The sequence below is a fragment of the Oerskovia douganii genome (assembly GCF_015142735.1).
Classification (GTDB): Bacteria; Actinomycetota; Actinomycetes; order Actinomycetales; family Cellulomonadaceae; genus Oerskovia; species Oerskovia douganii.
The window spans coordinates 57,182-74,853 of record NZ_JACSPN010000014.1 but is presented as its reverse complement, the minus strand read 5'-3'; the positions used below and the strand labels follow the sequence as shown (position 1 = coordinate 74,853).

General features: G+C 73.5%; 19 protein-coding genes. 4 read left to right on the top strand and 15 right to left on the bottom strand.

Features of this window, described 5'->3' with window-relative positions; genetic code table 11:
• Positions 1–3 precede the first annotated feature (3 nt).
• The 10 genes from carA to H9623_RS11685 all read right to left on the bottom strand — a co-directional run bounded on the left by carA (position 4) and on the right by H9623_RS11685 (position 7,953).
• Positions 4–1,257, bottom strand: coding sequence for a glutamine-hydrolyzing carbamoyl-phosphate synthase small subunit (gene carA / locus H9623_RS11730; RefSeq protein WP_193720221.1), 1,254 nt, complete (start codon positions 1,255–1,257; stop codon positions 4–6).
• Positions 1,254–1,817 (bottom strand): PH-like domain-containing protein, encoded by a 564-nt coding sequence (locus H9623_RS11725; protein WP_193720220.1) that lies wholly within the window; start codon positions 1,815–1,817, stop codon positions 1,254–1,256. The genes carA and H9623_RS11725 overlap by 4 nt, the downstream gene beginning before the upstream one ends.
• Positions 1,814–3,160 (bottom strand): dihydroorotase, encoded by a 1,347-nt coding sequence (locus H9623_RS11720; protein ID WP_193720219.1) that lies wholly within the window; start codon positions 3,158–3,160, stop codon positions 1,814–1,816. The genes H9623_RS11725 and H9623_RS11720 overlap by 4 nt, the downstream gene beginning before the upstream one ends.
• Positions 3,157–4,179 (bottom strand): aspartate carbamoyltransferase catalytic subunit, encoded by a 1,023-nt coding sequence (locus H9623_RS11715; RefSeq protein WP_193720218.1) that lies wholly within the window; start codon positions 4,177–4,179, stop codon positions 3,157–3,159. The genes H9623_RS11720 and H9623_RS11715 overlap by 4 nt, the downstream gene beginning before the upstream one ends.
• Complete coding sequence (gene pyrR / locus H9623_RS11710) at positions 4,176–4,829, bottom strand: bifunctional pyr operon transcriptional regulator/uracil phosphoribosyltransferase PyrR (protein WP_193720217.1); 654 nt, start codon at positions 4,827–4,829, stop codon at positions 4,176–4,178. Before pyrR ends, H9623_RS11715 begins: the two co-directional genes overlap by 4 nt.
• 246 nt (positions 4,830–5,075) lie before the next feature.
• A complete protein-coding gene (gene nusB / locus H9623_RS11705; protein ID WP_193720216.1) occupies positions 5,076–5,492 on the bottom strand; it encodes a transcription antitermination factor NusB in 417 nt (138 codons plus the stop codon).
• Between the two features lies 1 nt (position 5,493).
• A complete protein-coding gene (efp, locus tag H9623_RS11700; RefSeq protein ID WP_056652011.1) occupies positions 5,494–6,057 on the bottom strand; it encodes an elongation factor P in 564 nt (187 codons plus the stop codon).
• A gap of 198 nt (positions 6,058–6,255) precedes the next feature.
• Positions 6,256–6,807, bottom strand: coding sequence for a hypothetical protein (locus H9623_RS11695; RefSeq protein ID WP_193720215.1), 552 nt, complete (start codon positions 6,805–6,807; stop codon positions 6,256–6,258).
• A complete protein-coding gene (locus H9623_RS11690) occupies positions 6,804–7,418 on the bottom strand; it encodes a helix-turn-helix domain-containing protein (protein WP_193720214.1) in 615 nt (204 codons plus the stop codon). Before H9623_RS11690 ends, H9623_RS11695 begins: the two co-directional genes overlap by 4 nt.
• A gap of 88 nt (positions 7,419–7,506) precedes the next feature.
• Positions 7,507–7,953, bottom strand: coding sequence for a type II 3-dehydroquinate dehydratase (locus H9623_RS11685; protein ID WP_193720213.1), 447 nt, complete (start codon positions 7,951–7,953; stop codon positions 7,507–7,509).
• Between the two features lie 198 nt (positions 7,954–8,151).
• On the opposite strand from H9623_RS11685, the gene H9623_RS11680 reads away from it, so the two are divergent.
• From H9623_RS11680 to H9623_RS11670, 3 genes are read left to right on the top strand one after another with little or no spacing between them, the layout of a single operon-like run.
• Entirely contained in the window at positions 8,152–9,633 is a 1,482-nt protein-coding gene (locus tag H9623_RS11680; protein ID WP_321575419.1) for an MFS transporter, read from the top strand.
• Positions 9,630–10,823: an alpha/beta hydrolase gene (locus H9623_RS11675; protein ID WP_193720212.1), complete on the top strand. Its 1,194-nt coding sequence runs from the start codon at positions 9,630–9,632 to the stop codon at positions 10,821–10,823. The genes H9623_RS11680 and H9623_RS11675 overlap by 4 nt, the downstream gene beginning before the upstream one ends.
• Positions 10,820–11,644 (top strand): glycerophosphodiester phosphodiesterase, encoded by an 825-nt coding sequence (locus H9623_RS11670; RefSeq protein ID WP_193720211.1) that lies wholly within the window; start codon positions 10,820–10,822, stop codon positions 11,642–11,644. The genes H9623_RS11675 and H9623_RS11670 overlap by 4 nt, the downstream gene beginning before the upstream one ends.
• Positions 11,645–11,731: 87 nt before the next feature.
• On the opposite strand, the gene aroB is transcribed toward H9623_RS11670, so the two are convergent.
• The 3 genes from aroB to aroC are packed head-to-tail and all read right to left on the bottom strand — an operon-like array spanning position 11,732 to position 14,731.
• Positions 11,732–12,943: a 3-dehydroquinate synthase gene (gene aroB, locus H9623_RS11665; RefSeq protein WP_407671902.1), complete on the bottom strand. Its 1,212-nt coding sequence runs from the start codon at positions 12,941–12,943 to the stop codon at positions 11,732–11,734.
• The gene (locus H9623_RS11660; protein WP_193720210.1) at positions 12,940–13,512 is read right to left on the bottom strand and encodes a shikimate kinase; all 573 of its coding nucleotides are present in this window, start codon (positions 13,510–13,512) and stop codon (positions 12,940–12,942) included. The genes aroB and H9623_RS11660 overlap by 4 nt, the downstream gene beginning before the upstream one ends.
• 1 nt (position 13,513) lies before the next feature.
• Positions 13,514–14,731: a chorismate synthase gene (gene aroC / locus H9623_RS11655; protein WP_193720209.1), complete on the bottom strand. Its 1,218-nt coding sequence runs from the start codon at positions 14,729–14,731 to the stop codon at positions 13,514–13,516.
• Positions 14,732–14,885: 154 nt separating this feature from the next.
• Here aroC and H9623_RS11650 point away from each other — a divergent pair, with 154 nt between their 5' ends.
• Positions 14,886–15,581, top strand: coding sequence for a prepilin peptidase (locus H9623_RS11650; RefSeq protein WP_193720208.1), 696 nt, complete (start codon positions 14,886–14,888; stop codon positions 15,579–15,581).
• A gap of 46 nt (positions 15,582–15,627) precedes the next feature.
• Here the strand turns inward: H9623_RS11650 and H9623_RS11645 are convergent, their stop codons facing one another.
• Positions 15,628–16,512: a shikimate dehydrogenase gene (locus tag H9623_RS11645; protein ID WP_193720207.1), complete on the bottom strand. Its 885-nt coding sequence runs from the start codon at positions 16,510–16,512 to the stop codon at positions 15,628–15,630.
• The gene (gene mltG, locus H9623_RS11640; protein ID WP_193720206.1) at positions 16,509–17,654 is read right to left on the bottom strand and encodes an endolytic transglycosylase MltG; all 1,146 of its coding nucleotides are present in this window, start codon (positions 17,652–17,654) and stop codon (positions 16,509–16,511) included. Before mltG ends, H9623_RS11645 begins: the two co-directional genes overlap by 4 nt.
• Positions 17,655–17,672: the final 18 nt, after the last annotated feature.

Below are 17,672 nucleotides of genomic sequence, written 5' to 3'. Positions count from 1 at the left end.
TGGTCAGTTCTCCTTTGCGGACGTCGACGGCGTGGCGGCCGAGAGGCCGGCGGCAGAGGCCGCGCCGGACGTCATGAGGTCGAGGAAGCGGTCGAAGAGGTAGGCGGCGTCGTGCGGGCCGGCAGCTGCCTCCGGGTGGTACTGGACCGAGAACGCGGGGATGTCGAGGCACTCGAGCCCCTCCACCACGTCGTCGTTGAGCCCGACGTGCGAGACGACGACACGGCCGTAGCGGCCGCCGTCGTGCGGGGCGGTCGCCTGCTCCCCGATGGGGGCGTCGACCGCGAAGCCGTGGTTCTGGGACGTGATCTCGACCTTGCGCGTCGCGAGGTCCATCACGGGCTGGTTGATGCCGCGGTGACCGTACGCGAGCTTGTACGTGCCGAAGCCCAGCGCGCGGCCCAGGATCTGGTTGCCGAAGCAGATGCCGAAGTACGGCAGGCGGCGGTCCAGGACCTCGCGCAGCAGCTCGACCTCGTGCGTCGCGGCGCTCGGGTCACCCGGGCCGTTCGAGAAGAACACGCCGTCCGGGTCGAGGGCCAGGATGTCCTCGATGGTCGACCACGAGGGCACCACGTGCACGCGGATCCCGCGCTCCGACAGGCGCTGGGGGGTCATCGACTTGATGCCGAGGTCCACCGCCACGACCGTCTTGAGGGGCTCACGACCCGCGAAGTCCCCCGAGGGCTCCACGACGTAGGCCGTGGGCGTGCTGACCTCGCGGGCCAGGTCCGCCCCCGCCATCGCGGGCGCCGACCGCACGAGCTCCACGAGCTCCTCGGTCGGGCGCGGGTAGCCGTCGCGCACCAGCGCGTCACCCGAGAACACGCCCGCACGCATCACGCCACGGTCGCGCAGGTGGCGCGTCAGGGCACGCGTGTCGACGTCGCTGATCCCGACGACGCCCTGCTCGACGAGCTCGTCCGTCAGCGAGCCGACCGAGCGCCAGTTGGACGCGCGCCGCGCAGGGTCGCGCACTACGAAGCCGCTGACCCAGATCTTGCGGGACTCGGGGTCGTCGTCGTTGACCCCGGTGTTCCCGATGTGCGGCGCCGTCATGACGACGATCTGCCGGTGGTAGGACGGGTCCGTCAACGTCTCCTGGTAGCCGGTCATCCCGGTGTTGAAGACGATCTCGCCGAACGTCGTGCCCAGGGCCCCGTACGGGCGCCCCGTGAGGGTCGTCCCGTCCTCGAGGACCAGGACGGCGGTCCGGTCGGTGTCCAGGGCGTCCGTGCTGGGGGTCGAGATGCTCACTGCTGCGGCTCCTTCGAGTCGTCGTTCGGTGCGCCGTCGGCGGCGGGAAGAAGCTCGCGCGCGGCGTTCAGGAGGGTGGCACGGTCCGGGGCGATCGGGGTCCGCAGCCCGGTGTCCAAGCGGGTCTCGGGGGCGTCGCCGGCCGCGGGGACCGTCCAGGTCAGGACGACCAGGCCGTCCTGACCGACGAACTTGCCCGCCATCCCCGGAGCCAGCGAGACGGCCTCCAGGGCGCTCGCGGGCACGAAGAGGTCAGGAGCGCCCTGCCGGGCGATCAGGACGCCCGAGCGGTGGACCGTCACGGCCGCGTTGGACCGGAAGCCGAGGCGGTGCGCACCGACCCGCTCGAGCCAGTCCCCCGCGAGCGTGCTGGACACGTAGACCGCGGTGACGGGACCGGCGAGGACCTCACCGAGGTCCCCGTCCGGGACGGGCGGCGGGCCCGGGACGGTGTGGGCCGTGCGGGTCGTCAGTCGCTTGAGGCCCACGAAGACGACCGTGAGCAGCACGAGGCCGATGACGACCCAGATGCCGACCGCGACGGGAAGGGGGAGGTTCACGAGCGCACCCCCGCGACCTGCTCGACGGGTGCGCCGTCCAGGACCGTCGCGCGCCCGCGCAGGAACGTCGCGACGACCCGGCCCGGCAGCTCGCGGCCGTGGAAGGGCGTGTTGGTGCTCGCGGTGGACTGCGTGCGGCCGTCGACCACGCGGCGGGCCGCCGGGTCCACGAGCACCACGTTGGCGGGCTCGCCGACCTCGAGCGGGCGACCCTGCGCCGTCGGGCCCTCGTCGATGCGGCCGATGCGCGCGGGCGCGGCCGACAGGACGCGCGCCACGTCGGCCCACGTCATGCGGCCCGGGTCGACCATGGTCTGCTGCACGACGCTCAGGGCCGTCTCCAGGCCCGTCATGCCGAACGCGGCCGCGGCCCACTCGCAGTCCTTGTCCTCGCGCGTGTGCGGGGCGTGGTCGGTCGCGACGATGTCGATCGTGCCGTCGGCCAGGCCCTGGCGCACGGCCTCGACGTCGGCCGCGGTGCGCAGCGGCGGGTTGACCTTGAACGTCGGGTCGTAGTCCCGCGCGAGCTCGTCGGTCAGGACCAGGTGGTGCGGCGTGACCTCGGCCGTGACGTCGATCCCCCGGCCCTTGGCCCAGCGGATGATCTCGACCGACCCCGCGGTCGACAGGTGGCACACGTGCAGGCGCGAGCCCACGTGCTCGGCGAGCAGCACGTCGCGCGCGATGATCGCCTCCTCGGCGACCGCGGGCCAGCCCGCCAGGCCGAGCTCGGCCGAGACGACGCCCTCGTTCATCTGGGCGCCCTCCGTGAGGCGCGGCTCCTGCGCGTGCTGGGCCACGACGCCGTCGAACGCCTTGACGTACTCCAGGGCGCGGCGCATGAGGATGGGGTCCCAGACGCACTTGCCGTCGTCCGAGAAGACGCGCACCCGAGCGGCCGAGGCGGCCATGGCGCCGATCTCCGCGAGCTGGGTGCCCTCGAGACCCACGCTGACCGCGCCCACGGGGTGGACGTCGACCCAGCCCGCGTCGCGCCCGATGCGCCACACCTGCTCGACGACGCCCGCGGTGTCCGCGACCGGGGTCGTGTTGGCCATGGCGTGCACGGCCGTGAATCCGCCCACGGCCGCTGCGCGCGTCCCCGAGACGATGGTCTCGGCGTCCTCGCGGCCCGGCTCGCGCAGGTGCGTGTGCAGGTCGACGAGGCCCGGCAGGGCGACCAGGCCCGTCGCGTCGACGACCGTCTCGTCCTCGGCCACGGGGCTGTTCGCCGCGCGGACCTCGGTGATGACGCCGCCCGCGAGGACCAGGTCGACCGGGTCGGCGCCCAGCGGTGCCGCGCCCCGCAGGACGTAGGTGGGGGTGGTGGTCTGCTCGCTCATTCGAGTCCAGCCCTTTCCGTGGATGCTTCGCCCGCGAGGAGCAGGTAGAGGACGGCCATGCGGACCGCGACACCGTTGGCGACCTGCTCGACGATGACCGCGCGCGGTGAGTCGGCGGCCTCCGCGGAGATCTCCAGGCCGCGGTTCATGGGGCCGGGGTGCATGACGATGGTGTGGTCCGGCAGGAGCGCCAGACGACGCCCGTCGAGCCCGTAGTTGCGCGTGTACTCGAGCGGGTTCGGGAAGAACGCTCCCCCGCCCGCACCCGAGCCGCTCATGCGCTCGCGCTGGACGCGGAGCATCATCACGGCGTCGGGGGCGGTCTCCGCGAGGACCTCGTCCAGGTGGTACGACACGTCGCACGGCCAGGTCTCGACGCCCACCGGCACGAGCGTGGGCGGCGCCACGAGGGTCACGTGCGCGCCGAGGGTGTGCAGCAGGTGCACGTTGGACCGGGCCACGCGCGAGTGCAGCACGTCGCCCACGACCGCGACCTTGAGCCCCGCGAGGTCCTGGCCCGTCGGGTCGCCCGCGACCCGGGTTCCCCCGGCCCCGGCCGCGCCGCGCGCCACGAGGTGGCGACGCATCGTGAACGCGTCGAGCAGGGCCTGCGTCGGGTGCTGGTGCATGCCGTCGCCCGCGTTGACGACGGCGGAGTCGACCCAGCCGGCGTGCGCGAGCGTGTGCGGCGCGCCCGAGGCCTGGTGACGGATCACGACCGCGTCGGCACCCATGGCCTGGAGCGTGAGCGCGGTGTCCTTGAGCGACTCGCCCTTGGAGACGCTCGACCCCTTGGCGGAGAAGTTGATGACGTCGGCCGACAGCCGCTTGGCCGCGGTCTCGAACGAGATGCGGGTGCGCGTCGAGTCCTCGAAGAACAGGTTGACGACCGTGCGCCCGCGCAGCGTCGGGAGCTTCTTGATCTCGCGCGACTGCGTGGCGGCCATCTGGGCGGCCGTGTCGAGGATGCGGATCGCGTCGGCGCGCGAGAGGTCCGCGGTGGACAGCAGGTGCTTCATCGGGTGGCCTCGCTCGGGGTGGTGGGCCGCTGGCTGATGAGCACCGCGTCGGTCACGGGCTCGCCCGACGACGCGGCGCCGTCGGTCTCCACGAGCCGTACGCTCACGCGCTCCGAGAGGGACGTGGGAAGGTTCTTGCCCACGTAGTCGGGGCGGATCGGCAGCTCGCGGTGGCCGCGGTCGACCAGGGCCGCGAGCTGGACCGCGCGCGGGCGGCCGATGTCGCTGATCGCGTCGAGCGCGGCGCGGATCGTGCGCCCGGAGAACAGCACGTCGTCGACGAGCACGACGACCTTGCCGTCGATCCCGGACGCGGGCAGGTGCGTGGCACCGATGGTCCGCACGGGGTGCTTGTGGAGGTCGTCGCGGTACATCGTGACGTCGAGCTCCCCGACGACGTCGGCGGCCACGAGGCCGGGCTCGATCGACGCGAGACGCTCCGCGAGACGGGCCGCGAGGGGCACGCCGCGGGTCGGGATGCCCAGGAGGACCACGTCGTGCGCGCCCTTGTTGCGCTCGACGACCTCGTGGGCGATGCGGGTCAGTGCCCGCGCGATCTCGGCTTCACCGAGAACGGTGGTCACGCCGTCCGAGGGGTCCTCGGGGGTGACGGGTGGTTCGGAAGACGGCACAGCAGGCCCAGAACTCATTCTGGTGACCTCCTTCCCCGCCTCACTGGACGGGCCTTAAAGGAAATCGGACGTTCTCACCCTACCGCCCGCCCGGACCGGGGTCCGGGGCTTCTCACGGGCTGGGCAGGCGTCGTTGGTCACAGTGCGCCGGCACGTCCCGCACGCGGCGTGGAGCACGTGCGCCGGCCCCGCCACGAGGGCGGGGCCGGCACACGACGCACGCATCGCTCCACGGGGCGAAGTGCCCGTGGAGCACGACCTGGCTCAGGCCAGGATCGTCGGCTTCATCTCCTCGATGCGGGCCAGCAGCCCGTTGACGAAGCTCGGCGAGTCGTCCGTGGACAGCTCCCGGGCCAGGTCGACGGCCTCGTCGATCGCGACGGCGTCGGGGACGTCGTCGTTGTAGAGGATCTCCCAGCTGCCGATGCGCAGGAGCGCGCGGTCGACCGCGGGCATGCGCTCGAGGGTCCACCCGTGCGAGTAGGTCTCGAGCAGCTCGTCGATCCGCTCGCGGTGCGTCAGGACACCCTCGACGAGGTCCACGGAGTACTGCGGCAGGGGCGTCTGCGTGCCCGAGTCGACGATGCGGTCGGCGAGGAGGGTCTGCGGGTCCAGCTGGCGCTGCTCGGCCTCGAAGAGGACGTCGAGCGCGCGCTTGCGTGCCTTGGTTCGTGCACCCACGTCAGTCGTTCACGCGCCCCAGGTAGGAGCCGTCGCGGGTGTCGACCTTGACCTTGGTGCCCTGCTCGAGGAAGAGCGGGACCTGGATCTGGGCGCCGGTCTCGAGGGTGGCGGGCTTGGTGCCGCCCGTGGAGCGGTCGCCCTGCAGGCCCGGCTCGGTGTAGGTGATCTCGAGGACGACCGACGGGGGCAGCTCGACGTAGAGCGGGACACCCTCGTTGGTCGCGACGAGCGCGCTCTGGCTCTCGAGCATGTAGTCCGCGGCGTCGCCGACGGTCGCGGCCGGGACCGTGATCTGGTCGTACGTGGACGTGTCCATGAAGACGAAGTCCTCGCCGTCCTTGTACAGGTACTGCATGTCGCGCTTGTCGACGTTCGCGGTCTCGATCTTGAGGCCGGCGTTGAAGGTCTTGTCGACGGTCTTGCCGGACAGGACGTTCTTCATCTTGGTGCGAACGAAGGCGCCACCCTTGCCGGGCTTGACGTGCTGGAACTCGATGATGGTCCACAGCTGGCCGTCGAGCTTGAGCACGGTGCCGTTCTTGATGTCGTTGGTCGTCGCCACGTTCGGTCTTCCTGTCGCGTTGTCATGGTGCTGCCGACGGGGTGTCTCGCCGTGGGAGCCACGGGTGAGCCACTGATGCGCACACGTTCGGGTGCGCGCCCTGGCGGTAGCCGGCCTTCCCTGGCGGGCTCCCCGTGGCTCGCTGCGCACGCTCGGGCGCGACGAGGTCCTCGGGGGCCGCGAAAGGCCCGGCCCAGTCTACCGGAGGAGTCCCAGGATCGCTGCGCCCAGCAGTCCGGTCGCTCCGGCCCAGATCATCGAGGCGAGCGTGCCGATCATGAAGCGCTCGGCGCCGACCGGGTGCTCCCGCAGCTCGGGGTAGCGCCCGAGGCCCTTGATCGCCACCACGAACGCGATCCCGGCGGGGTACCCCGCGAGCAGGCAGCCCGTGATCGCGAGGCGTTCGAGGATCCCGATCCAGGTCCCGCCGCGCAGCGTCTGGACCGCCTCGGTCGCGAGCGGGTCGCCCGGTCCCGACGGCGCCGCACCGGCAGCCGGGTCGGGTGCGGGCGGCGGCGGCACCGGGACCCGCGTCGCGGTCGCCGCTCCCGGCCCCGTCGCGGGGCTGGTCCGCCCGGGAGGCGGCGGGACGGGACCGGGGTCCCGGACGGGGGGCACCTCCCCCTCGGCAGCCGAGCGGCGCGCGGCTGCCCGCAGGACCCACGGTGTCACGAGCATGCCGCCCAGGACGCTCAGCACGAGCGTCGCGACCACCACCCCTGCGACCGCCGTCCCTGTTGCGAAGCTCACGCGTCTGCCTCCTGGAGAAGTCTCGTCACGACCGGCCGGACGGCCGCTTCCTCGGGCCACAGGCTCGCGCGCAGCCGCTGGCTCACCGCCTGCTCGCTGATCCCGAGGACCCGGGCCACATCCTTCTGGGTACCGCCGGTACGCGCCAGCGCGTCCACGACCTCCCACCCCGCGGGCGTGCGCCGCCCGCCGACCGCGAGCAGCAGCCGCAGGAGCGCCTCGACCTCCCCTGCTGCCACCGGGTCCGGGCCGTCGACCGCGCACGGGACGGGCGCCCCCCGGGTCTTGGCCCGCTCGACGGCCTCCCGGGCGTGCACGAACGCCGGACCTGACGCCTCCCGCGAGACCGCCGGGAGCCGACCGCCCGGGCCGGTCAGCACGGACCCGATCCCCAGGCCCGTGCTCCAGCCGCCCCACCGCCCGATGGCGAGGACGATCTCCACGACGAGCGCGGCGTCGTCGAGCACGGCCTGGACCTCGTCACCGACCGTGCGGTCGAAGCCGATGACGATCCCGTCCCGCGCCCCGAAGGGCGCGAGGTCGGCCAGCAGCTCCGGCACGAGGTCTCCCCGGCGGGTGCTGGCCCTCTGGTCCACGGTCAGGACGAACATCTGTCCAGGGTAGCCGCTTGATGGCGCACCATCAAGGGCTCAGGCTTGATGAGAAAGAATCAAGCTCTGTGCCTTGAGTGCCGAGGATCTAGGCGGCGAGCTTCGCGACGATCGCCAGGACCGCCAGCCGGTACGAGTCGAACCCGAACCCGGCCACCGTCCCCGTCGCGACACCACCGATGACCGAGTTGTGCCGGAACTCCTCGCGCGCCGCCGGGTTGCTCAGGTGGACCTCGACCAGCAGCAGGCCGGCCTTGGTCACCTGCGCCGCCGCGTCCCGCAACGCGTACGAGTAGTGCGTGAACGCCGCCGGGTTGAGGACCACGTGCGCGCCGTCGTCGACCGCGCCGTGCAACCACCCGACGAGCTCCGACTCGTCGTCCGTCTGGCGCACCTGCACCTCGAGGTCGTTCTCCGCCCCCCACCGCTCCCCCGCCGCGACCAGGTCGGCGTAGGACGCCGCCCCGTAGACGTCGGGCTCGCGGACGCCCAGGCGACCGAGGTTGGGACCGTTGAGGATGAGGACGCGAGTCATGCGCAGAGCCTAGCGGGGCCCCGGCCCGCCCCGCGGCGACCGTCCGGGCCGGACGAGCGAACCTCCGGGGCACGGGCACCCGCCCAGCGTGCGGTTCGGGCTGTCGGCACACCCCGCACGACAGCCCGGGCTGCACGCTCGGCACGCACGTCGCCACGTGTTCACCACCCCGCCCGCCAGGCGGTCTACGATGCGCGCGTGCCAGAACACCAGGACGTGACCCCCGCCACACCCGACCGGCGTTCCCCCTACGCCCCCGACGCGGGACCGGAGGGCAGCACCGTGCGAGTCTCCGCGCCCGCCGTCGGCAGGCGCCAGGTCCTCGCATGGTCCCTGTGGGACTGGGGGTCCGCCGCGTTCAACGCCGTCGTCACGACGTTCGTCTTCACGCGCTGGATCACGAGCGACGCGTTCGTCGAGGCCGGCGCGGCAGATCCGCAGGCCGTCATGGCCGACCACACCGCGTGGCTCGGGTGGGGGCTGACGATCGCCGGCGCCCTCATCGCACTGCTCGCCCCCGCCCTCGGCGCGCTCGCGGACGCCTCGGGGCGCCGCAAGGTGTGGCTCGGCGTCAACACCGCCGCGACCGTCGGGGCGATGGTCGCGATGTTCTTCGTGCAGCCGACCCCCGGCTCGCTGTCCGACGCCGTGATCCTGGGCGTCGTGCTCCTCTCGGCGGGCAACGTCTTCTTCGAGCTGGCCTCGGTGGCGTACAACGCCCTGCTCCTCGACATCTCGACGCCCCGGACGATCGGGCGCATCAGCGGCATCGGGTGGGGTGCCGGGTACGTGGGCGGGATCGTGCTGCTGCTCGTGCTGTTCGTGGGCTTCATCAACCCCGACGTGGGCTGGTTCGGGGTCACGGGCGAGGGCGGCATGGACGTCCGTGTCAGCGTGCTGCTGTCGGCCGTGTGGTTCGCGGCCTTCGCGATCCCCGTGCTCCTCGCGGTCCCCGAGTCGCCACGCCCGGGCGGGTCCGCACCGATCGGCGTGGTGAGCGCGTACCGCAAGCTCGGCCGCGACCTGGTGCACCTGTGGCGCACCCGCCGCTCGACGCTCGGGTACCTCGTCGCGAGCGCCGTCTACCGCGACGGCCTCGCGGGCATCTTCACGTTCGGCGCCGTGATCGCGTCGGGCACGTTCGGGTTCAGCGCGAGCGAGGTCATCGTGTTCGCGATCGCGGCCAACGTCGTCGCGGGCCTGTCCACGATCGCAGCCGGCTGGCTCGACGACAGGATCGGCCCGCGTCGCGTGATCGTGGGGTCGCTCGTGGGGCTCGTGGTCGCGGGCACGGCCGTGTTCGTCCAGCACGACGGCGGCACGAGCGTCTTCTGGATCTGGGGGCTGCTGCTGTGCGCGTTCGTCGGCCCGGCCCAGGCCGCGAGCCGTGGGCTGCTCGGACGGATCAGCGACGAGGGGCGCGAGGCCGAGGCGTTCGGCCTGTACGCGACCACGGGACGCGCCGCCAGCTTCCTCGCCCCCATGGCGTTCGCGACCATGGTCGCCGTGTCGGGCGAGCAGTACTGGGGCATCCTGGGGCTCGTGGCCGTGATCCTCGTGGGTCTCGTGCTCATGCTGTTCGTGCGCTTCCCCACCGGGGAGGGCATCGACGGGAGCAAGGACCTCGCGCCCGCCCGAGCGGGGGCTGCGGGCTCGACGAGCAAGGAGGACGGCGCATGACGGAACCGGTCGCGGCGGCACGAGCCCGAGCGGCGGGCGGCGCCTCGGCGCCCCTGCCCGGCGCGCCGACCCTCTCCTGGGAGCCGGACCGCCTCCTGCCGGGCTTCGAGGCCGCGACCCTGGCCACGGGCGGGCCGCCGCCCGCCGCCCGCAACGGCCTGCTCGCCCTCGTCCCTCCCCTGCCGCACCGGGCCGCGAGCGCCGCGTCGGCGCACGACGCGGACCCTGGTCTCGAACCGGACCCGGACCCGGAGCCGGTGCCCGCGCCCGTGGCGACCCTCGTGCGTCGGGAGCGGGGGACGCCGCCCGGCAGCGCCCCGCAGGACGACCCGCGCGGCGTCGTCCTGCACGTCCACGGGTACAACGACTACTTCTTCCAGGAGCACCTGGCGCGGGCGGTCGAGGACGCCGGGTTCGCGTTCTTCGCGGTGGACCTGCGTGCGGCGGGCCGCTCGCTCCGCCCGGGGCAGGTGCCGCACTTCGTCGAGGACCTGCGGGAGCCGGCGACGGACCTGTCGGTCGCGGTGGCGGCGGTCCGAGGGCTGCACCCGGGTCTGCCGCTCGTGGTGCACGCCCACTCGACAGGTGGTCTGGTCGCTCCCCTGTGGGCGCACGCGCACCGCCACCAGCGGCTCGTCGACGCGCTCGTGCTGGACTCGCCGTTCCTCGACCTCAACTCGAGCTGGCTCAACCGGACGATCGCGACGCGGGTGCTCGACGCCGTCGGGCCGTGGTCTCCTCTCGCGGTGCTCAGCGCCGCCCCGTCGGCGTACGCGGCGCACCTGCTCGCCGCCAACGGCGGGCGGTGGGACTTCGACCCCACGCTCAAGCGCCCCGAGGGGGTGCCCGTGCGGGCGGGGTGGCTGCGAGCGGTGCGCCAGGGACAGGCGCGCCTGGCGCGCGGGCTCGCCGTGGCGTGCCCGATCCTGGTCGCGCACTCGGCGCGCTCGGGGCCCGACGACCCCGCGAACCCGCTGCTCGACGAGGAGGACACGGTCCTGGACGTCGCGCAGATCGCGCGGCTGGCCCCGCGCATCGGCGCCGAGGTGAGCGTGCGTGCGGTCGAGGGCGGGGTGCACGACCTGACGCTGTCCGCGGACGGGCCGCGCCAGGCGTACCTGGACGAGGTCCTGGGCTGGCTCGACGGGCGCCTCGGGCGTCCCGCGACGTCGCCCGCGGCCGGCCGATGAGCGCCACCGACCCGCGCGGCGGGCGGCCCGGCGACTGGCGGCACCCGTACCTGGACTCCCCCACGGGGTTCGTGGCGCTCGCGCACCGCGGGTTCTCGCGCGACGGCCTCGAGAACTCGCTCGCGGCGTTCGCCGCTGCCCGCGACCTGGGCTTCCGGTACGTCGAGACCGACGCGCACGCGACGTCCGACGGCGTCGCGGTCGCCCTGCACGACGCGAGCCTCGACCGCACGACCGACGGCACGGGCCTGGTCGCGGACCAGCCGTGGGAGCGGGTGCGGGCCGCCCGGATCGGGGGTGTCGAGCCCGTGCCGCTCCTCGAGGACGTCCTGGGCACCTGGCCCGACCTGCGGGTCAACGTCGACGTCAAGGCGGACTCCGCGGTCGGGCCGGTCGCGGAGGCGATCGAGCGGACGCGCGCGCACGAGCGGGTGTGCGTCGCGTCCTTCTCCCCGGCGCGTCGTCGGCGCACGGTCGCTCTCCTGACCCGACCCGTGGCGACCTCGACGGGGACGGGCGAGGTCGCGGCGTTCCTGCTCGCTGCCCGGGCGGGCGCGCCCCGCGCCCCGTTCGGGGCGCTCGCGGCGTGGGCGCTGCGCGGGGCGGACTGCCTGCAGGTGCCCGTGGCCCAGGGGCGCGTGCAGGTCGTGGACGCCCGGACCGTCGCCGCCGCGCACGCCGCGGGACGGCAGGTGCACGTGTGGACGATCAACGACCCGGTGGAGATGGGCCGCCTGCTCGACCTGGGCGTCGACGGGGTCGTGACCGACCGTGCGGACCTGCTGCGGGACGTCCTGGTCGCGCGCGGTCGCTGGGGCTGAGCCCCACGTCCCTCGCACGCGGACGGCCCGCCCTCACCGGTCGGTGGGGGCGGGCCGTGGCATCGCAGGATGCCCGACGGCGGCGCGTCAGAGCGCGATCGGCCCACCACGGGGCGCGTCGATCGAGATCTCGGCGTACGCGGCCGCGAGCAGCGCCGGGTCCGGGCCCTCGAGCCGGCCGGGCTTGGCCAGGCCGTCGAGCACCACGAAACGCAGCATGTCGCCGCGCGACTTCTTGTCGCGACGCATCGCGGACAGGAGCTGCTCCCAGCGGTCGCCGCGGTAGGTCAGCGGCAGGCCGAGTCCGCCGAGGATCTCGCGGTGCCGGTCCACGGTCTCGTCGTCGAGGCGCCCCGCGAGGCGCGAGAGCTCGGCCGCGAACACCATCCCCACGGACACGGCGGCACCGTGGCGCCACGCGTACCGCTCGGTGAGCTCGACCGCGTGGCCCAGGGTGTGGCCGTAGTTGAGGATCTCGCGCAGCCCGGCCTCCTTGAGGTCCTCGCCCACGACGCGTGCCTTGACCGCGACCGAGCGCTCGATGAGCTCGACCACCACGGCCCACGTCGACGCGGGGACCTCCGCGCCGCCCCAGCTCTTGAGCTCCTCGGTGTTGTCCTCGACGAGCTCGAGGATGCGCGGGTCCGCGATGAAGCCCGTCTTGACGATCTCCGCGAGCCCCGCGACGAAGTCGAACCTGGGCAGCGACTCGAGGGCCGCGACGTCGCACAGCACGCCCGCGGGCGGGTGGAACGCACCCACGAGGTTCTTGCCCTCGGCCGTGTTGATGCCGGTCTTGCCGCCCACCGCGGCGTCGACCATGGCGAGCAGCGTCGTCGGGACGTGCACGACCTTGATGCCCCGCAGCCACGTCGCGGCGACGAAGCCCGCGAGGTCGGTCGTGGCGCCCCCGCCCACCGACACGATCGCGTCGCTGCGCGTGAAGTCCGCCTGCCCGAGGACCTGCCACAGGAACGCGGCCACCTGGGCGGTCTTGGCCTCCTCGGCGTCGGGGACCTCCGCGATGTACGCCTCGTAGCCGACCGCGAGGAGGTCCTCGCGGACCGTGTCGGCCGAGGCTGCGAGCGCGGCCGGGTGGATGACGAGGACCCGGCGCACGTCCGGGCCGAGCAGCGACGGCAGCTCGCCGAGGAGGTGGCGCCCGATCAGGACGTCGTAGGGCTGCGCACCCTCGACACGCACCCGCGCCTGGGTCGCGGGCCGGGCCTTCGCCGGTCCGTGGGCACCGGCGCTGCCGGCCGACGGCCCGTCGGTCGCGGTCGTCTGCTGGTCGTTCACTGCTCGCTCCTCGTCTGGTCGGCCGGGACGTCCGTGGACGCGCCGCCGAGTGCTGCTTCGATCTCGTGCGCCACCTGGCCGGGCGTGCGCGCGTCCGTCAGGACCCGCACCGTGGCGAGCCGCTCGTAGACGGGACGGCGCTGCTCCATGAGCGCCTGCCACTTGGCCCGGGGGTTCCCCAGCAGGAGGGGACGCGCCTGGTTGAACCCGACCCGCGGGCCGGCGTGCGCCAGGGAGACGTCGAGGAACACCACGACGCCCCCCGCGGCCGAGTACGCCTCCAGCGCGGTCTGGGAGTGCTCGTCGAGGACGGCGCCGCCTCCCAGGGCGAGCACCCCCTCGTGGACCGCGAGCGCCTGCGTCACGGCCTCACGCTCCAGGTCCCGGAAGTGCGGCTCGCCGTCCTCGAGGAAGACGTCCGCGACGGACTTGCCCGCGAGGACCTCCACGTCGGTGTCGGTGTCGCGGGCGACCAGGCCGAGGCGGTGGGACAGGACGCTCGCGACGGTGGACTTGCCGCTGCCGGGAGGGCCGATGAGGACGACGCGGGGGCCGGTGCTCGTGGTCATCTCAGCGCAGCAGCTCGGGCACCGAGGCCAGGTAGCCCTCGACGTTGCGGCGGACCTCGGAGACCGAGTCGCCGCCGAACTTCTCCAGGACGGCCTCGGCGAGGACCAGGGCGACCATGGCCTCGGCGACGACGGCCGCGGGCGGAACGGCGCACACGTCCGAGCGCTGGTGCTGGGCCTTGGCGGGCTCGCCCGTCGCGACGTCGACCGTCGCGAGCGCGCGGGGCACGGTCGAGATGGGCTTCATGGCTGCGCGCACGCGCAGCACCTCGCCGTTGGACATGCCACCCTCGATGCCGCCCGCACGGTTGCTCAGGCGGTGCAGGTGACCGTCCTCGCCGCGCACGATCTCGTCGTGCGCCTGCGAGCCGCGGCGGCGCGCGGTGCGGAAGCCGTCGCCGACCTCGACGCCCTTGATGGCCTGGATCCCCATGAGCACGGCCGCGAGCCGCGCGTCGAGGCGGCGGTCGGACTGCACGTAGGTGCCGAGCCCGGACGGGACTCCGTAGGCCAGGACCTCGACCACACCGCCCAGGGTGTCGCCGTCCTTGTGGCACTCGTCGATCTCGGCGACCATCGCCGCGGAGCTCGCGGGGTCGAAGCAGCGCACCGGGTCCGCGTCGAGGCGCGCGACGTCGTCGGGCGCCGGGAGCGCCGCGTCCTCGGGGACGTCGACCGTGCCGATGCCCACGACGTGCGAGACCAGGCGGATCCCGACGGCCTGCTCGAGGAACTTCGCCGCGGCCACGCCGAGCGCGACGCGGGTCGCGGTCTCGCGCGCCGAGGCACGCTCCAGGACGGGGCGGGCGTCGTCGAACGCGTACTTGCGCATCCCGATCAGGTCCGCGTGCCCGGGACGTGGGCGCGTGAGCGGGCGGTTGCGGGCGATCTCGCGGACGTCCCCCGTCCCGGCGTCGACCTGCAGCGCCTCGGCGGGCACGGGGTCCGCGCTCATGACGTCGACCCACTTGGGCCACTCGGTGTTGCCGATCTCGATCGCGAGCGGGCCGCCCTGGGTCAGGCCCAGGCGCAGACCCGCGAGGATGCGGACCTCGTCCTGCTCGAACTTCATGCGCGCGCCTCGCCCGTAGCCGAGGCGGCGGCGCGCGAGCGCGTCCTGCACGTCCTTCGTCACGAGCTCGACCCCTGCGGGCAGCCCTTCCAGGATGCCGACCAGCGCCGGACCGTGCGACTCACCCGATGTCAACCAACGAAGCATGAGGAGAATCCTCCCACGCCGCCCGGCGCGTCCCCGAACCCGACCGCAGTGCGGACCGGCACCGCGGGCCGGTGACCGAGCCCGTCGCCCCTCCAGGCCGTCCAGCTCTGTGGACGACGCCCGGCCGCAGCGCCCGCTGCGCTACGTTCGCGCCGTGACGAGCGCAGGGGGCGGGGACCGGTGGACGGCGGCGGACGAGGACGCGGCGCGCGGTGTGCGTGCCGGCGGGCGGTCGGGCGGTCGCGCGGGACGGGCCTGGTCGCGCGCCCGGGCCGAGGTCGGGCCGCACCGACGCACAGTCCTCGCCGTGACGTCGGTGGCCGTGCCCGTGGCGGTCGCGGGGACGCTGGCGGCGGGCCTGCCGGTCGGCCTCGCGCCCGCGACCGTCCACCTCGCGGTCGTGGGTTCGGCGCTCGCGGTGATCGACGCGCGCACGCACCGCCTGCCCGACGCGCTCGTCCTGCCGTCGTACCCGGTCCTCGCGCTCCTGCTGGGCGCTGCGAGCTTCCTCGCACCCGACGCCGGCGCGCTCGTCCGTGCCCTGGTCGGCGGGCTGACGCTCTGCTGCGCGTACTTCGCGATGGCCCTCGTCCCGGCCGGTCTCGGGTTCGGCGACGTCAAGCTCGCAGGGCTGCTGGGTGCCTACCTGGGGTGGTGCGGGTGGCCAGAGCTCGCCGTGGGGACGTTCGCGGCGTTCGTGCTCGGCGGGACGGCCGCCGTCGCGCTGCTCGCGACGAGGCGGGCGGATCGCCGCACGGCGATCCCGTTCGGGCCGTTCATGCTCGTGGGGGCGCTGGTCGGCGCCGTGCACGGGCCCGGTGTGCTCGGCGAGGCGCTGCTGCTGGGCTGACCCGGGACGACGTGCGTCCCGGGTCAGGGCCCTCGGCACTCCGCGCTCAGGACCGGGTGACGCTGGGCAGGAGGGCCGCCTCGAGGGCCTCGGCCATGGCCGCCAGGGGCGCGACCTGCCCCGTCATGAGGCGCACCTGCTCGGCGGCCTGGTGCAGCAGCATGCGTTCACCGCCCACGACCGTCCCTCCTGCCTGCGACCAGGTACGGGACAACGCGGTGGGGCGCGGGTCGTAGACCACGTCGAGCAGGACACCACGGGGCGCCGCGGCCCCGGCCGCGGCCTGCCCGGCGAGCGCATCCGCGACCGGGTCCGCCGCCCGCGACGGCAAGGTCGAGACGACGACGTCGACCTGCGCCACGAGGGGCGAGGCCGGGTCCAGGATCTCGAAGCGCGGGGTGACGCCCATGCGGTGCGCGGCCCGCTGCAGGCCGCCCGTGCGCGCGAGCGAACGCACCAGGACGGTCGGGGAGGCGCAGCCGAGCTCGGCGAGCGCGGCCAGGGTCGAGGCCGCCGTCGCACCCGCTCCCAGCACGAGCGCCGACCCGACGGGCCGCTCCCCCGGACCGCTGCCCAGTCCCTCGCGCAGCGCCGCGACCAGACCGTGGACGTCCGTGTTGGCCCCGACCAGGGTCCGTCCGGAGCCCGTGGGTTGGAGCAGGACCGTGTTGACCGCCCCCACGACGCCGGCGAGCGGCTCGACGTGGTCGAGCAGGTCGAGCACGACCTGCTTGAGCGGCATGGTCAGGCTCAACCCGGCCCAGCTCTCGTCGAGGCCCTCGACGAAGCCGCCCAGCTGCTCCTCGGTCACGTCGACCGCCGTGTACTCCCACCCGTCCAGCCCCAGCGCGCGGTACGCCGCGGAGTGCAGGACGGGTGAGAGCGAGTGGGCCACGGGGTGGCCGAGGACGGCGGCGCGCCGAGGCGTCATCCGTCCTGCTCCGCTTCCCAAGCCTTGAACTCTCTCTTGAACCTCACGAACTCGTTGTAGTTGTTCGTGAACTTCGTCTCGCCCGTGTCGAGGTTGACGGTGACGTACCACAGCCAGTCACCTTCGGTGGGACTGACGACCGCGGTCAACGCAGCGATCCCCGGGCTCCCGATCGGGGTGGGCGGGAGCCCCTTGTTGACACGAGACGCGTACGGGAAGGACTTGTCCTGGAACTCCTGGGTCGTGATCTCCGAGGACTTCTTCCCCCGGCCGTAGGAGTCGATCGCGTCGAGACTCAGTGGCTCGCCGACCGCCAGGCGGTTCTCGATCACGCGGGCAACCTTGCCGAACTGCTCGAGCGAGATGCCCTCGCGCTCCACCAGCGACCCCTTGATGATGACCGTCTGACGGTCAGCCGGTGCGACGCCCAACGAGTCGAGGTTGCTGATGGTCGTCACCACCATGTTTGCCAGGATGGTCTCCGCGGTGTCGCTCGGCTCGAGGATGTAGGTACTCGGAGCGAGCCAGCCTTCGAAGTTGCCTCCGGCCTCGGCCGGCAGGCCCAGCGCCGCAGGGTCCGCCATCGCTGCGTCGAACTCTTCCTTGGGCTTGCCGGTCACCGACACGGCGCGGTCGATGACCTGCGCCTTGGTGAACCCCTCGGGGATCGTCAGCTTGAGCTCGTTCTTCGCCTCCTTGGAGAGCAGGAGCGAGACCGCGGCCGAAGCCTTCATCTCGGTGAGCAGCGTGTAGTTTCCCGGCTGGATCGAGCTCGCCTCAGGAGTCGCCTTGTAGGCCTCGACGAACGCGTTGACCGACTTCACGACCCCCGCGTCGAGGAGCACCTGACCCATGTCCGTCCCGGTCGAGCCCTGGTCGATCGTCACCTCGACCGGGTCCGTGCCCTGCCCCTCGTAGTCCGAGGCGCTGAAGGGGTTCTCGAACCCCAGGAGGTTCGACGCGTTGGTCACCAGGTAGAAACCGGCCCCTCCGACCAGGGCCAGGGCGAGCACGATGATCAGCGCGCGACGGCGCCTGCGCTGCGCGCGCTTCTTCGCGGCTCGACGGTCTCGGCTCCCCGAACGGGACGCCCGGGACGGTGGTTGCTGCTGCACCGGCGGGCGGTCGAATAGGTCGGTCACGGGAGGCTGCCTCCTGAC

Bases quoted from the DNA above. Each gene is read 5' to 3' on its own strand.
- H9623_RS11675 (WP_193720212.1), top strand. From the start codon at position 9,630: ATGACGGAACCGGTCGCGGCGGCACGAGCCCGAGCGGCGGGCGGCGCC.
- H9623_RS11720 (WP_193720219.1), bottom strand. From the start codon at position 3,160: ATGAGCGAGCAGACCACCACCCCCACCTACGTCCTGCGGGGCGCGGCA.
- H9623_RS11690 (WP_193720214.1), bottom strand. From the start codon at position 7,418: ATGTTCGTCCTGACCGTGGACCAGAGGGCCAGCACCCGCCGGGGAGAC.
- H9623_RS11715 (WP_193720218.1), bottom strand. From the start codon at position 4,179: ATGAAGCACCTGCTGTCCACCGCGGACCTCTCGCGCGCCGACGCGATC.
- H9623_RS11645 (WP_193720207.1), bottom strand. From the start codon at position 16,512: ATGACGCCTCGGCGCGCCGCCGTCCTCGGCCACCCCGTGGCCCACTCG.
- H9623_RS11660 (WP_193720210.1), bottom strand. From the start codon at position 13,512: ATGACCACGAGCACCGGCCCCCGCGTCGTCCTCATCGGCCCTCCCGGC.
- pyrR (WP_193720217.1), bottom strand. From the start codon at position 4,829: ATGAGTTCTGGGCCTGCTGTGCCGTCTTCCGAACCACCCGTCACCCCC.
- H9623_RS11670 (WP_193720211.1), top strand. From the start codon at position 10,820: ATGAGCGCCACCGACCCGCGCGGCGGGCGGCCCGGCGACTGGCGGCAC.
- H9623_RS11685 (WP_193720213.1), bottom strand. From the start codon at position 7,953: ATGACTCGCGTCCTCATCCTCAACGGTCCCAACCTCGGTCGCCTGGGC.
- aroC (WP_193720209.1), bottom strand. From the start codon at position 14,731: ATGCTTCGTTGGTTGACATCGGGTGAGTCGCACGGTCCGGCGCTGGTC.